Annotated in this window: 14 protein-coding genes; 7 read left to right on the top strand and 7 right to left on the bottom strand. The window is 31.4% G+C overall.

Annotated features, from left to right (window positions below):
• Positions 1-47 precede the first annotated feature (47 nt).
• Positions 48-830 carry a hypothetical protein gene (locus tag RBR53_07635; GenBank protein ID MDY0132524.1) on the top strand — a complete coding sequence of 261 codons (783 nt, stop codon included), beginning with the start codon at positions 48-50 and terminating at the stop codon, positions 828-830.
• Here the strand turns inward: RBR53_07635 and RBR53_07630 are convergent.
• The 7 genes from RBR53_07630 to tmk all read right to left on the bottom strand — a co-directional run bounded on the left by RBR53_07630 (position 813) and on the right by tmk (position 7,831).
• Positions 813-1,481: a class I SAM-dependent methyltransferase gene (locus RBR53_07630; protein ID MDY0132523.1), complete on the bottom strand. Its 669-nt coding sequence runs from the start codon at positions 1,479-1,481 to the stop codon at positions 813-815. The genes RBR53_07635 and RBR53_07630 overlap by 18 nt on opposite strands.
• 28 nt (positions 1,482-1,509) lie before the next feature.
• Entirely contained in the window at positions 1,510-3,675 is a 2,166-nt protein-coding gene (locus RBR53_07625) for a DNA translocase FtsK 4TM domain-containing protein (GenBank protein ID MDY0132522.1), read from the bottom strand.
• A 10-nt stretch (positions 3,676-3,685) separates the two neighbouring features.
• Entirely contained in the window at positions 3,686-5,335 is a 1,650-nt protein-coding gene (locus RBR53_07620; GenBank protein ID MDY0132521.1) for a ribonuclease J, read from the bottom strand.
• A gap of 184 nt (positions 5,336-5,519) precedes the next feature.
• Entirely contained in the window at positions 5,520-5,852 is a 333-nt protein-coding gene (locus tag RBR53_07615) for a hypothetical protein (GenBank protein MDY0132520.1), read from the bottom strand.
• 100 nt (positions 5,853-5,952) lie between these two features.
• Complete coding sequence (locus RBR53_07610) at positions 5,953-6,141, bottom strand: 4Fe-4S binding protein (protein ID MDY0132519.1); 189 nt, start codon at positions 6,139-6,141, stop codon at positions 5,953-5,955.
• A 245-nt stretch (positions 6,142-6,386) separates the two neighbouring features.
• Positions 6,387-7,130 (bottom strand): hypothetical protein, encoded by a 744-nt coding sequence (locus tag RBR53_07605; GenBank protein ID MDY0132518.1) that lies wholly within the window; start codon positions 7,128-7,130, stop codon positions 6,387-6,389.
• 44 nt (positions 7,131-7,174) lie between these two features.
• Entirely contained in the window at positions 7,175-7,831 is a 657-nt protein-coding gene (tmk, locus tag RBR53_07600; GenBank protein ID MDY0132517.1) for a dTMP kinase, read from the bottom strand.
• 114 nt (positions 7,832-7,945) lie between these two features.
• Here tmk and lptD point away from each other — a divergent pair, with 114 nt between their 5' ends.
• The 6 genes from lptD to RBR53_07570 all read left to right on the top strand — a co-directional run bounded on the left by lptD (position 7,946) and on the right by RBR53_07570 (position 14,251).
• Complete coding sequence (gene lptD / locus RBR53_07595; GenBank protein ID MDY0132516.1) at positions 7,946-10,162, top strand: LPS assembly protein LptD; 2,217 nt, start codon at positions 7,946-7,948, stop codon at positions 10,160-10,162.
• 126 nt (positions 10,163-10,288) lie between these two features.
• Complete coding sequence (locus tag RBR53_07590; GenBank protein ID MDY0132515.1) at positions 10,289-10,825, top strand: UpxY family transcription antiterminator; 537 nt, start codon at positions 10,289-10,291, stop codon at positions 10,823-10,825.
• 65 nt (positions 10,826-10,890) lie between these two features.
• Positions 10,891-11,172, top strand: coding sequence for an HU family DNA-binding protein (locus RBR53_07585; GenBank protein MDY0132514.1), 282 nt, complete (start codon positions 10,891-10,893; stop codon positions 11,170-11,172).
• A gap of 32 nt (positions 11,173-11,204) precedes the next feature.
• Positions 11,205-12,119 carry a hypothetical protein gene (locus tag RBR53_07580; protein MDY0132513.1) on the top strand — a complete coding sequence of 305 codons (915 nt, stop codon included), beginning with the start codon at positions 11,205-11,207 and terminating at the stop codon, positions 12,117-12,119.
• Complete coding sequence (ricT, locus tag RBR53_07575; GenBank protein MDY0132512.1) at positions 12,112-12,927, top strand: regulatory iron-sulfur-containing complex subunit RicT; 816 nt, start codon at positions 12,112-12,114, stop codon at positions 12,925-12,927. The genes RBR53_07580 and ricT overlap by 8 nt, the downstream gene beginning before the upstream one ends.
• A 25-nt stretch (positions 12,928-12,952) precedes the next feature.
• Positions 12,953-14,251 (top strand): penicillin-binding transpeptidase domain-containing protein, encoded by a 1,299-nt coding sequence (locus RBR53_07570; protein MDY0132511.1) that lies wholly within the window; start codon positions 12,953-12,955, stop codon positions 14,249-14,251.

Here is a 14,251-nt window from a genome sequence, read left to right as displayed (position 1 = left end):
AACACTATAATAATTTTATTAGTAAAAATTTAAATTTAAGAAACAAAATGAAACAATTGACTTCTGCTATAGCATTTATATTAATTACAATAAACCTATCTTTCTTTTGCTTTGCAGAAGAATTTAGAGGTGAGAACTATTTCTATGACGAAACAACTGCTAAAAATGAAGACAGTTTTTTTGTAAATCCTTTTGATCCTGATAGTTTTTTACCTAAATTTCACCCACCTTCAGAGCCCTTTAAAAATGAAGAATTATACAAGATCAATCCCCATGGAAGTTATGATGCAAAAATAAAACATAAGTTTGATTTTAATATCAATGATAAAAAGCTTGAAATTGTTCCAAAACTTAGGTTCAAAAGAGTTCTTGAAGACAAAATCTCAAGGGGAAAAAATGATTTTCAGTCTGAATCATCAGTTAATGTGGACTCAGCAGACTCAGAAAAGCTGGTTCCTTCTTCAGTTTCTGCCTCATCGTCTTTAACCAATTCAATTTACATAGGAATGGATCTTTCCTATGCAATTAACAAAGACATCTATATTGATTCAAACCTTACCTTTTATCAAAAAGATTTTGAAGTAAGAGACAAAGATCATAGAACAAGAGAAGTTGAAAACAGGTACAGATACGAAGGTAATGCAATGGCATTATCAATTGGTTTAAGAAAAAAAATCAGCGACTCTTTTAGTGCAGGTCTTATTTACAGCTGGGAGACCTGGCTTAATGAAACAGAAAATTTTAAAGTGGCTGAGCCCTATTCTGATGAGACTAAAGCCTCCAACGATGCCCAGGAGGCTTTAAACCTTATTTTAAGATATGATTTCTAAATAATCTTTATTTATTTTTTCACTTATTAATCCATTGGTTCTTCTTAATATTCCAAGGGTTTTAACTCTTTCAACAAACTCAAACTGGCCTGAATCAATAGCTTTTTCAAAAACAAACCTTGGAGCCTGCCCTCCTTCATGGATAGAGTCAAAAATATCATGAACAAAAAGATAACCTCCCCAGGCAATTTTGGATGACCAGATAAGATAATCTCCAAACTCTGTTTCAAGGGAATGTCCTCCGTCTATAAACAAAAAAGAAAGAGGAGTTGTCCAAAATTTTCCAATCAAATGGGAATCACCCACAATTGGAACTACTGTGCCTTCAAGCTCTGAATCATTCAAAGCTCTTCTAAAAAAAGGCAAGGTGTCAATTTTTTGGGTTTTATTATCAAAAAGGTCTTCGTCAAAATATTCTTCGCCCTTTTGCTGTTCTTCTGAACCTCTGTGATGATCAATGGAAAACATAAGATTGTTTTCATTCTTGCATCCAGCTCCAAGATACAAAGACGATTTTCCGCAATAACTTCCTATTTCAAGTCCTGGAAGACCAAGTTCAGCCGAAGCTTTTTGAGCATATTCATATAAAAGCTCACCTTCCTCCAAATCCAGAAAACCTTTGGTTTTTTCTATAACTTCCAGATTATACATCAGCGTAATTTTCCTTAATTATTTAATATTAATTGATAACTTCACGGGGTTTGGAACCGTCTCCTTTGGAAACTATCCCATCTTTTTCCATTTGCTCTATCATTCTTGCTGCCCGGTTAAAGCCTATTCTTAAATGTCTTTGAACCATTGAAATAGAAACTTTTTTCTTTTCCCGGACAAGCTTAACAGCCTCCATGTATTTTTTATCATCATCATTGGAAGCCTCATTCAAGCCACCTCCAAATACATTTTCAGAAGTTTCCAAATCACTGTTTATAATTTCTTCATTATACTCAGGTTCTCCTGAGTCACAAATAAACTCTATAACTTTTTCAAGCTCATTGTCAGAGATAAAAGAACCGTGAATTCTTCTTATACCTGAAACTCCAGGCGGTAAAAAAAGCATATCCCCTTGACCTAAAAGTTTTTCAGCACCATTAGCATCAAGAATTGTTCTTGAGTCTACCTTTGAAGAAACTTTAAAAGCAATTCTTGTGGGAAAATTTGCTTTAATTATTCCGGTAAGAACATCAACTGAAGGTCTTTGAGTTGCAATTATCATATGAATTCCAGATGCCCTTGCCATTTGTGCAAGTCGTATAAGAGCAAACTCAATCTCCTTTGAAGAAACCATCATAAGATCTGCAAGTTCATCAATTATAATTACTATAAAAGGAAGTTTTTCGTAAACTTTGTCTGATTTTTCATTTTTTATTTTATTTTTTTCATCTTCTATTTTCTTTTGAATTTTTAAATTATATTGTCCAATATTACGGGCTTTTTCCAGGGCAAGAAGCTCATATCTTCTTTCCATTTCCCTTACTGCCCAAAAAAGAACATTTTTTGCCTTTTTCATATCTGTAACAACTGGAGCAAGAAGATGGGGGATTCCTTCATAAACTGAAAGCTCTATTCTTTTAGGGTCTATCATCAGCATTTTAACATGCTCTGGAGACGATTTGTACAAAAAACTGGTGATCATCATATTTAAACAAACACTTTTTCCAGCTCCTGTTGCCCCTGCAATAAGAAGATGTGGCATTTTTTCAAGAGTTACCACCACAGGAGTTCCTTCAATATCTTTTCCAAGACCTATACTCAAAGGAGAACTACTTTCAATAAACTCTTTAGTCTGCAAAATTTCACGTGAAGAAACAGAGGATCTATTTTTATTTGGAACCTCAATTCCTATTACCGACTTACCAGGAACAGGAGCTACAATTCTTATACTCATTGCTTTTAAAACAAGAGCAAGATCATCGGCCAAATTTGAAATTTTGCTTATTTTAACACCAGGAGCAGGCTTGAACTCAAAGGTTGTTACAACAGGACCTCTTAAAACATTTACCACTGCACCGTTAATTCCAAAATCAAGAAGCTTTTTTACCAAAATTTCAGATTTTTTCTCAACTTCAGAAGCAGACTCCAGATTGTCGATATTTTCAACTTTTTCAAGAAAAGAATAAGGAAGAAGAACTCCTTTTTCCAGGGTAAAACTTTTGTTTTTATCTGATTTTTCTTTTTTATTTATAGTTTTTGGCAAAGATTTCTTTTGTACTTCTTTTTTTGGAGAATTTGTTTTTGGAGAAACTATTGGATGATTAATTTTTGGTTTCTTTTTAAACTTTAATTTTTCTTTTAAAAACAAGGTAAAAGAAAAGCCCCATTTTTTTATGTAAAAAAGAACTTTAGCAAAAAAAACTGGGATATATAAAAAAATTTTTGCACTAAGTCCTGTTGTAATTAAAATTCCTGTAAGAAAAAGAAAAATAAGAAAAATTAAAGAGCCAGCAGAATTTAAATATTTCTCAAGAAAAGCCTTTAAAAATCCGCAAAAAATTGGATAGTCCGGTATTTTTAAAAAAGAATTAAATCCAATAAATAAAGAGCCCGAGGAAACAACAAGAATAAAACTCCCAAACAAACTTATAGGAGTGGATAAAAACTTAAAATCCTTGTTAAACATGGAAAAAGATTTAATAAATAAAAAAACAGGAATAAACAAGGCCCCAAGTCCAAAAAAATCAAAAAGAGAACCACAGAAAAAAGCCCCTGCAATTCCCACATAATTTTTGATTTTAATTGAAAATACGGAGTTATTAAAGGAAGGATCATAAGGGGAATAGCTTAAAAATCCAAGAAGGATAAACACAGATAAAAAAAACAAAAAAAGACCTGCGATTTCCCTTTTCATACGAATTTTACTAAACCTCCATTATTTTTATAATAATAACCGGCTTTCTTCTGATAGCAAAATAGAAATACTGCCTTAAAGATTTTTGAAGTCTGGCTTTAATAAGTTCTGTTCTGTTTGGAGTGCCAGCTTCTATATCTTCTACAACTTCAAGAATAACACATTGGGCATCCTGAAGAAGATGTCCTGTTTCATTGCAAAAAACAAACCCTCTTGACTCAAGTTCAGGCCCATAAAGAATAGCATCGGTTTCCTCGTCAATAACCATAGTCACAACAGCTATTCCGTCCTCTGATAACACCCTTCTTTCCCTTAACAAGCTTCTTCCTACATCACCAATTCCCTTGCCGTCAATAAGAACTCTTCCTGTTGAAACATTTTGGCCAAGCCTTCCACCTAATTCATCAAAAATTATTTCCTGACCGTTTTCAACAAGAAAAATATTTGATTCTAAAACTCCAACTCCTGCAGCAAGAGCTGAGTGATGAAAAAGATGCCTGTATTCTCCATGAATTGGAATAAAATACTGGGGTTTTACAAGATTGAGCATCATCTTCAGTTCTTCTCTATAAGCATGACCTGATACATGAACCTTGGCTATTTTTTCATATACAACATGAGCCCCTTGTCTATAGAGGTTATTAATTATATAATTAATAGCCTTTTCATTTCCAGGTATAAACTTTGACGACAAAATCACTGTGTCGCCCTTTTGTACTTTGAGCTGCTTATGACTTCCCTCAGACATTCTTGCAAGGGCAGACATGGGTTCTCCCTGGCTTCCTGTTGTAACTATCATTGTTGAAGAATTGCTAATATAGCCAATCTCATGAATATCAACTTCCATATCAACAGGGATTCTTAAATATCCATTTTCTTTAGCTACTTTTACAGTTGTTTCAATGCTTCTTCCATTGAAAGCAATTTTTTTTCCATATCTCCTGCCAATATTCACTATTTGCTGGATTCTTGCAACATTTGAAGCAAAAAGAGCCACAATCAGTCTGCCCTGACTTCCTGAAATAAGAGTTTCAAGGCTTTCTCCCACCTCAGCCTCAGAAATGGTATGCCCTTCTTTTTCAACATTTGTTGAATCAGACAAAAGACATAAAACCCCTTTTTCTCCAAAAGAGGCAAACTTATTGATATCAGTTGACATGTCATTGATAACAGAAGGATTGATTTTAAAATCTCCTGTATGAACTATTCTGCCCAAAGGAGTTTCAATCATCATTCCCACCCCGTCAATGGTGGAGTGGGATACTCTGGCAAACTCAATTTTGAAATCATCAATTTCAAGGGTTGAATGAATATCGATTTTTCTCAAATCATAATCAATCGGAAGATTAAAGTCATCAAGCTTGTTTTTGACAATACCAATAGTAAAAGGAGTTCCATAAATAGGACAATCTACCTCTCTTAAAAGATAGGGAATTCCTCCTATATGATCTTCGTGTGCATGGGTAAGGATAAGGGCTGAAATTTTGTTTATATTTTCTCGAATATAGGTAAAGTCGGGAATTACTATATCTACCCCAAGCATATAATCTTCTGGAAACATCAAGCCGCAATCAATAATTAATATCCTGCCGCCGTACTCGACAGTCATCATATTAAGTCCGATTTCTCCAAGCCCCCCTAGAGGAACTATTTTAAGCATTTTAAATCCTTTCAAAGTTTTTGATAATAAATTAGCATTACGCTAATGATATAGTTTTATCTATTCAAAAAAATCAAAATAAAACCTTAAAAGTCAGGTTCTAAATTTTATTTAACTGAAAGATAAAAATAAGCTTGGGAGAATATATTAAACACGAAAGTTTATAAAAACTGATTCAGTTTGGCTAAATTCTGACTCCAGCTTCGGAAAGGATATCATTAATAAGTCCAATAAGCCATAAAATCTGAGGGCTGTCAGCATAACCCATACAAGAACATCTCATTGTTTTTTTGGAGCGGACAAGAGTTTCAGCTACAAGTTTGTCTTTTTCAAGACTCAAAGAAAAAAAATGAGGACTGCAGTTGCTATGTTTGTTTTGTTCGGAAGATAAAACTGAAGAGTCTAAGGTTACCTGGAAAACTTCATCCAGGAAAGGATTTCCAAATCTTTTTATTAAAACCTTTTTAATTGATGAAATATCTTTGTGGTTTAAAGAATCTACAACATAACTTTTCATAAATTTGTAACACTGAAAATAATAAAATTTATCTGATTAGATTATAATTTCCCCGGAATTTAAAAATCATTTAAAAATCAAATAAACTCCGGGAATATTTTTATAATTCTTCTATTGTAATTGCACCTTCAGGGCAAACCTCAACACAGCTGTCGCATCCAACGCACTCTTCTGCGTTAACAGGAACTGATTTACCGTCAACAATCTCATAAACATCTACTGGGCAGATATCTACACATTCTTCGCAACCTGTGCACTTTTCCTGATCAACTACTGGATTAAAACTCATAACCTTCTTCCTCCTTCTTAAAAATTGTTTTATATTCTGACCCATAATTTAAAGGGTGCTTTTTCAAGGGTTCTTTATAATTTTTAAAAACCCCATGTCAACACAAATTAAATTTTAAGCCAAAGTTTTTATATTTTGAATTTAAATCCTCAAAGTATTTAAATTTTTATTTGAAGCTATACTCTCTTTTTCTTTTTTGTCAATCATTTTGCCAAGTTTTAAAATATAAAAAAAGTTAGGCTGTCTTATCTGACAACCTTGATTTTCAATTTCCCTTTTTTATGATCAAATATCTGGGATTTTGATTGAAAAACCAAGTTTTTATTGTTCAAATATTCTAAATCAAATGACAAAATCCAGGTATTAAAGCCTTTTGAATCCAAACCCTGGCTTTCAAGTTTAAATCCATTTTCTAAAAGAATATTTATATTTTCAATTTTATCTGTAATTAAATTAAAAGATGGAAAATCAAGATAAAAATAAAAATCAAGCCATGATTTAATTTGTTTTTCAATCAAATCTGGTGAAATTTTATTATTGATTTTTTCAGGTATTATAAATTTTTCATTTTTATTGTTTCTAAGAGAATTAAAAAGTTCCTGTTCTTTTTTTTGAATACTGGCAAAAGATGAGCTTATATGTTTTTTGTCTAATTCATATTTTTCAAACAATTTTAAAAAAAGTCCTGATAAAACTAGTTTGTCTTCTATTTTTTTTAAATTTTTATTTAAAATTCCGGACTTAAGTTCTTTTACTATTAACTCGGGAAGCTCGGATTCATTTTCTTCATTAAATTTAAACTGATAAAAATCAAAGTTTTTATCGTAAATCCCGTTTAAAAGATAATGTTTTTCAAGTCTTTTGATATTTTCAAATAAACTTTGGGGCAACTTAAAAATTTTTGAATAAAGCCCGTCAATTTCAATTGAATTTTTATCAAAAGATATCAATGAAAGATTAGAAAAATCATCTGCTGCTTTATCAATCACAGGATTTTCTAACCTAGTGTATGGAAAAATAAGACTGATCATAATTAAATTTTAACAATTCCTTTTTCATAAATTACAGATTTGATTTGTTCAAAAACTTCATCAGCTGTTTTTTCTGCATTTATAAGAACAAATCTATTGTATTTATCTTCTTCAGCAAGCTCTAAAAAACCTTTTCTAATTTTTTTATGGAATGAAAGCTTTTCATTATCAAATCTTGATTCATCTTCATTTCTGATTCCTGAATTTTTATCTAAACTTATTCTTTCAAGACAAAGTTCAGGTCTACTGTCAAGAATCAAGGTCAAATCAGGAAGAAAATCTCCTAAAATATATTCATGGGCTGAGTTTATAAACCTGGTTCCCATTTTTCTTACTTTTCCCTGATAAACTAAAGTGCTGTCAATAAATCTGTCACAAACAACCAATTCACCTTTTTCAAGTGAAGGTAAAACAATCTTTTCAAAATGCTCTGCTCTGTCTGAAAGATACAAAAGAAGCTCGGTCTTATTTCCAATTTCTGAATTTTCAGGCGAAAGAAGGATTTTTCTTATCATCATCCCAATTTTTGTACCTCCAGGCTCTTTTGTAAGAACAGAGGGAATGTTTTTTTCTTGAAAAAAATCAAATAATTTTTTTGCCTGGGTAGACTTTCCTGTACCTTCGCCCCCGCATAGTGTTATAAATTTACCGCTGTTAATTTAGCACCTCCTAATTGAAATAATTGTTCTTTACAAAAAAGCTTGGTAATTAATCTTTTACCAAGCTGATAAGGACGTTTTAAATTATTATTTAAACTAAAAAAAAGCAAGGATATGGCAAAGAAAAGTATAATTTCATTTTACATCTTTATCTTCATTTTCTTTAAAAACTACGGTTTTACTCAAACTTTATTTGAAAAAGGTGAAAAAATAAACACCAATGCAGATTTTGTTTATTACGATACAAAACTTAAGATTGTCAAAGCGTCAGGAAATGTTGTTGTTAAAGGAAAAGATAAAGAAATAAAAGGTGACCATGTTTTTATAGATCAAAATTCAACTATAGTAAGTGTTACAGGCAATGCCCTTTTCAAAACTAAAAATGAAACACTTACCGGAGATTCGATTTTTTTCAACTACTCTACAAATAAAGGAATAATAAGAAATGGAAAGATATTTATAAGCGACCTTAATTTTTACATCAAAGGGTCTAAAATAGAAAAAATATCTGAAAAAACCTATGTTTTTGAAGATGCCTCAATAAGTTCGTGTGATAATCCTGAAAAAGACTGGGAATTTAAAGCAAAAAAAATCAAGGCTGAAATAGACGGATATGGCTATGCATTTAATATGAGGCTGAACACAATGGACAGGCCTTTGTTTTATTTCCCTTTTTTATATTTCCCGGTAAAAACACAAAGACAATCAGGTTTTTTGATTCCCCAGGTTGACTATTCAAGCACAGACGGACTTGATTATAACCAGCCTCTTTATCTTGTGCTTTCAGATCAAGCAGATCTTACCTTATATTATAATTTTTTGGAAAAAAGATCCAACAGGACAGGAGCTGAATTCAGATACAAGCATTCAGCCCATAGTTTCAGCCAAATTCTTTACGACCAGATAAATAATGACCCTTATTTATATAATGAAAAAAGGTTTAAAGATCCTGAAATTGAAAATCACGACAGATACTGGTTTAGAATGAAATCTGATTTTTTATCCAAGTCGGGATTTAAAACAAGCATTGATATAGATCTGGCAAGTGATCCCGATTATTTAAAAGATTTTGACAGTGGTTATATGAGTTATGATTTCACAGAAAAAGTCTTTACTAAAAATTTCAGCAGAAATATTGAACCAGATGATGAAATGAAAAGAACAAACAGAATATATTCTTCAAAAAATTTTGGTAAAAACATTTTTGAAGCTGAATTTTTATGGATGGACGACCTTATAGTAAAGGAAACAGACAAAAAGAATTCTACAGTACAAAAACTTCCAAGACTTTCATTGTACAGCCCAAGAACAACCTATGATTTCATGCCCTTACAAACATCTTTTGCTACTGATTACAATTATTTCCACCGAATAAACGGTGAAAAAGGTCATAGGATAAACCTTACTCCTTCAGTTTATCTTCCTTTTAATCTAGGCAACTATTTATATATTGAGCCTGGAGCCTATATAAATGAAACTTTATGGTACACAGAAAATCCCGATAAAAATGAAGACTTTGAAAAATCATTCAGGCAGCTCTATGGCCTTGAATTAAAAACTTCTTCTTCAGTTTACAAAGTCTATAATATTTATGGGGATAAAATCAAAAAAATAAGACATACAATAGTTCCCGAACTCAATTATCATTTTATTCCTGAAAAGGATCAAAGAGACTTACCTAAATTTGAAGACTTTGACAGAATAGAAGAAAAAAATGAATTTGAATTTGCTTTAACTCAGACACTTACTTCCAAAAATATTCTTCCATCAATTGATAACTCTAATGAAAACAAATATAATTACCATGAGTTTTTAAGGTTTCGCCTTTCTCAAAAATATGAAATGGCTGATGATAGAATTATATATAATACAGGTGATGAGTATAAACACGGAAGATTCCAGCCACTTAGTGCATATCTTAAGTTTACTCCTTTTAGCCAGTTAAATTTTGAATTTACAGGAGAGTATGATCATTATCAATATATGATAAACAAAAGAAATTTTGCCCTAAATATTTTATCTGATAAAGGTTCAAAGCTCAGGCTAGAACATAGATATACCCACGAAGAGAACAAGTCAGCTGTAATTTCTGGAGAAATTGTTGTTTCGCCTTCCTTAAATCTCTATGCTTCTTATGAAAGAATCTATATGGAAGATGATATAGAAAAAAATGAATATGATAAAAAAATTGGGTTTCATTATATTTCACAGTGTTGGGATGGGGGAATCTTTTACTCAGAAGATGAAAAAGAAAAAAGGGTTTCTTTTATTATAAACCTTAAAAACTTTGGGGGAATTTACCCAAGCATTACTGAATCCTCAAAAAATTAAAAAGCAAGGGTTTTAAATTTAAGTTTTTTAAAACAACAAAGATTATAAAATTCAGTATGAGGTTAATCAATCTTTGGTTACTAACACTTTGTACCTAAATTGACTATTACTACAATGGAAGATAAAATGAGTTGCAATCAGGTTAAAGAAAAAAAATGGTATGTACTCCATACAAGAAGCAAGTTTGAAAATGTTGTAAAAAATCAGCTTTTAAAAAAAGATATTAATGTTTTTCTTCCTTTAATTCTGAAGCTGAGCAAAAGAAAAGACAGAAAAAAAACAATTGAAGTTCCTATGTTTCCTGGCTATGTTTTTGTTCAATGTGATTCTTCTCCAGAAAGCAGACTTAAAATTCTCAAAACCATAGGAGCTGTAAAACTGATAGGAACAAACAAAGGCCCTGTATCTGTAAAAACCGAGGCAGTTGAATCTTTAATTTTACTTTCTAAGTCTAAAGAAAAAATTTTCACAGGCCATGGCTATAAAAAAGGGCAGCCTGTTATTATAACAAAAGGTGGGATGACAGGTGTTAAAGGTATCTTTGAAAAAGAAACTGGAAAAATGAGAGTAATTGTCCAAATAGATATTTTAGGCAGGTATGCATATACAGAAGTTAATGAAGCCGACATAGAATTTTTGGACTCAACTACTATCATTACTTGACTTATTCTTATCTGCCATTTATGTAATGCATCTGATTTTAAAGAACTTATTACCCTGGAGGTTAAATGAATAAACTGGAACTGATTTCAAAACTAAAAAAAGAAGCAAATCTTACTAAAAGTGAAGCTTCAGAAATAGTGCAAATTTTTTTTGATTCAATGACTGAAGCCCTTGCAAACAACGAAAGAGTTGAAATAAGAGGACTTTGCAGCTTTTATATCAAGGAATACAAAAGCTATACAGGAAGAAATCCAAAAACTGGAGAAAAAGTTAAAATACCTCCAAAAAAACTTCCTTTTTTCAAATGCGGCAAAGAGCTTAAGGAAAGAGTTGACAAAATGAATTAAGAATCTGTTCACTCAGATGCCATGGATAAAAATTGAATTTTATCATTGAATGTTTTAACAATATAATAAAAAAGGGGGCCATTCCCCCTTCAATGCTTTTTACAGGGGAAAAAGAAAGTAAAAACAAAGATTTTGCTATTAATCTTTCTATGGCTCTAAATTGTATTGAAAATAAAGAAAACATTTTCAGCTTTTGCAGTAAATGCAGAAACTGCAGGCGAATCAAGGAAAACATCCATCCTGATTTTATTATAGTTGAAGCCAAGGGCAATGGTATCAAGGTTGAACAGATCAGAAATCTTAAAGCCTCTCTTTCGTTCAGACCTTATGAAGCTGAAAAAAGAATAGTTTATATTAAAGACGCATCTTTGTTAAATCTTCAATCAGGAAATGCCCTTTTAAAAATGATGGAAGAACCTCCTGCAGCCACCCATTTTGTGCTTACGGCTCCGGACTCATCTAGTGTTCTTAAAACCATAAGGTCAAGATGTCAGGTTTTCAGATTCAATCTAACTGACTTAGATGATTTAGAAAAAAAAGATCTTTATTCATCAGAGCAGATTAAAAATGAGTCTGGAATTTCACAAAAGAACTTTGAATTATGTTCAAATATTTTTAAAAAACTTTTAGAAGATAATTTTGAAAACTTTAATATGATATTTCTGGCAGGAGAATTAATCTCAGGGAAAAAAACAATAGAATCTTTTTTCACCTATATGCTGGTGTTTTTCAGAGATCTCATTGCAGGGAAATATTTAGAAGATAAAGTTTATTTTGATGAATCCAAGATTTTGATTGCAGAAAACAATAAAAAATTTGACAATAAAACTTTAGATAAAATTATTGAAACAATTTATCTAGCTCAATCAAGACTTAAAGGAAACGTTAATACAAAAATTTTAATCAAATCATCACTTTTAAAAATTCAGGCAGCAATAAATGAATAAAAATGAAATAATAATAACCGGAGTAAGATTTAAGCCCGCCGGTAAAATATATGATTTTGAAACTCAAATTAAAGAGCTTGAACCGGGAAACCTTGTTGTTGTTGAAACAGAACAAGGTCTTGGTGTGGCAAGGGTTATTCACCCTCCTTCACCCAGGACATTGGATCCTGATGAACAGGAAATAAAATCTGTATTAAGAATTGTTACAGATGAAGATAAAAAACTCATTGAAAAAAACAATCAACATGAAAAAACAGCTTTTGACTTTTGTTCAACCCAGGTAATCAAACTAGGCTTGGAAATGAACCTTTTTAAGGTTGAAAGCACCTTTGATGCAAAAAAGCTAACTTTTTTCTTCACAGCCGACGGTCGTGTTGACTTTAGAGAACTTGTCAAGATACTTGTAAGAGAATATCATATAAGAATTGAAATGAGGCAGGTTGGAATAAGACACAGAGCAAAACTTTGCGGAGGTGTTGGAAGATGCGGAAGAGAGATCTGCTGCTCATCATATCTTGAAAACTTTGAACCCATTTCAATCAAAATGGCAAAGGTTCAGGGTTTGTCTCTCAATCCCACAAAAATTTCTGGAGTCTGCGGCAGACTTATGTGTTGCCTTCACTATGAAAATGATACATACAAATATTTACACAACAAACTTCCTGAATTAGGCAAAGAAGTGGAAACACCAAATGGGCCTGGAGTTGTTACAAAACATCTCCCCCTTAAACAAAGAGTAGGAGTTTCAAATGAAGAAGGATATGAAACAATATTTGATTTAAGGGATTTAAAATCAATTTCAAAGTAGCCAAAAGGTTGTTTAAAGCATTTAAATGTACGATTATATTGATAAAGGTAAAAGAAATCGTTTTGATAAGAAAAAAACAAAAAAAACAAATTTAAAAAAAATATTTAAATTTGTTTTTTTAATGGTTTTTTTGTTTTTATCAATATTTTCAATTTTCAAACTCAGCAGCAAAAAAGTTGACTCTCCTGTTTTTGAACCAAAATTAATTTCAAAAACTGAAATAAGAGAAATATTAACAGACATCCCTGAGTCAGAATTTACAAAAAAATACTTTGTTTCAAAGCTAAAAAACGAAACTATTGTTTTTCATACTTCTATAAATGAAAATCTTCAAAATTATCTTGAGATGGAAATTCAAGCCGCTTTAAACTGTGGTCATGGGGCTCCTAAAATAATATGCTTTGCCATTGCAGATGCATATTCAGGAAAAGTACTTGGCCTAAAGGGATACAATTTTGAAACTTCAGAAAATATTTCTCCATGTACAAAAACTTTATACCCGGCTGCCAGTCTTTTTAAAATAATATCCTCGGCTGCTGTGATTGAAACAAAAAACTATACCCCAAATCAGAAAATGGCTTTTAACGGGGGAAAGTATACTCTTTATAAAAAGCAGCTTTCAAATTCAACAACTAAATATACAAATTATATAAAACTTAAAGATGCTTTTGCCCAGTCTGTAAATCCTGTGTTTGGAAAAATTGGTTTTTTTGAACTTAAAAAAGACAATCTTATAAAATTTTCAAGCGATTTCCTTTTAAACAAAGAAGCAGATACAGAAATTCCATTAACTACCGGGGTTGTAAATATAAGTGATAAAAAGTACAATTGGGCTGAAATAGCATCAGGGTATAATAATTCAACCAAAATTTCTGTTCTCCATTCAGCTTTTTTAAGTATGCCCATAACTAATAAAGGTTTTTTTATAAATCCTTTGCTTGTTGAAAAGATAATAGATGATGGCCAAAATACAAGATATGAAAATATTTCCTCTATCAAGGAAAAAATTATAAATGAATCAACATCAAAAAAATTAGCAGAAATGATGGAAAGAACAGTAAAAGCCGGTACAGCAAAAAACTCATTTAATGCTTATAGAAATGGCAAAACCATGAAAAATATAATTATAGGAGGAAAGACCGGCTCAATTTCTGATTATTCTAAAGAAGTTAAATATGATTGGTTTTCAGGCTATGCAATAGACAATGATTCACAAAAAGCAATTGTTTTTTCTGTGTTAATTGGCCATGGTCAGTTTATAGGAACCAAGTCATCTGAATTTGCAAGAAAATTAATAGCAAATTATTTTAGTCACCTTTTCTAA

It is taken from the genome of Desulforegulaceae bacterium, assembly GCA_034006035.1.
Lineage (GTDB): Bacteria > Desulfobacterota > Desulfobacteria > Desulfobacterales > JACKCP01 > JACKCP01.
The sequence above is the reverse complement of the archived record's forward strand: the minus strand, read 5'-3'. Positions and strand labels throughout refer to the sequence as shown.

What these genes read in the sequence shown, in the direction of transcription:
- RBR53_07610 (MDY0132519.1), bottom strand. Translation starts at nt 6,141, where the DNA reads ATGAGTTTTAATCCAGTAGTTGATCAGGAAAAGTGCACAGGTTGCGAA.
- RBR53_07620 (MDY0132521.1), bottom strand. Translation starts at nt 5,335, where the DNA reads ATGCTTAAAATAGTTCCTCTAGGGGGGCTTGGAGAAATCGGACTTAAT.
- ricT (MDY0132512.1), top strand. Translation starts at nt 12,112, where the DNA reads ATGAATAAAAATGAAATAATAATAACCGGAGTAAGATTTAAGCCCGCC.
- RBR53_07585 (MDY0132514.1), top strand. Translation starts at nt 10,891, where the DNA reads ATGAATAAACTGGAACTGATTTCAAAACTAAAAAAAGAAGCAAATCTT.
- RBR53_07625 (MDY0132522.1), bottom strand. Translation starts at nt 3,675, where the DNA reads ATGAAAAGGGAAATCGCAGGTCTTTTTTTGTTTTTTTTATCTGTGTTT.
- RBR53_07570 (MDY0132511.1), top strand. Translation starts at nt 12,953, where the DNA reads ATGTACGATTATATTGATAAAGGTAAAAGAAATCGTTTTGATAAGAAA.
- RBR53_07615 (MDY0132520.1), bottom strand. Translation starts at nt 5,852, where the DNA reads ATGAAAAGTTATGTTGTAGATTCTTTAAACCACAAAGATATTTCATCA.
- RBR53_07630 (MDY0132523.1), bottom strand. Translation starts at nt 1,481, where the DNA reads ATGTATAATCTGGAAGTTATAGAAAAAACCAAAGGTTTTCTGGATTTG.
- RBR53_07635 (MDY0132524.1), top strand. Translation starts at nt 48, where the DNA reads ATGAAACAATTGACTTCTGCTATAGCATTTATATTAATTACAATAAAC.
- lptD (MDY0132516.1), top strand. Translation starts at nt 7,946, where the DNA reads ATGGCAAAGAAAAGTATAATTTCATTTTACATCTTTATCTTCATTTTC.
- RBR53_07590 (MDY0132515.1), top strand. Translation starts at nt 10,289, where the DNA reads ATGAGTTGCAATCAGGTTAAAGAAAAAAAATGGTATGTACTCCATACA.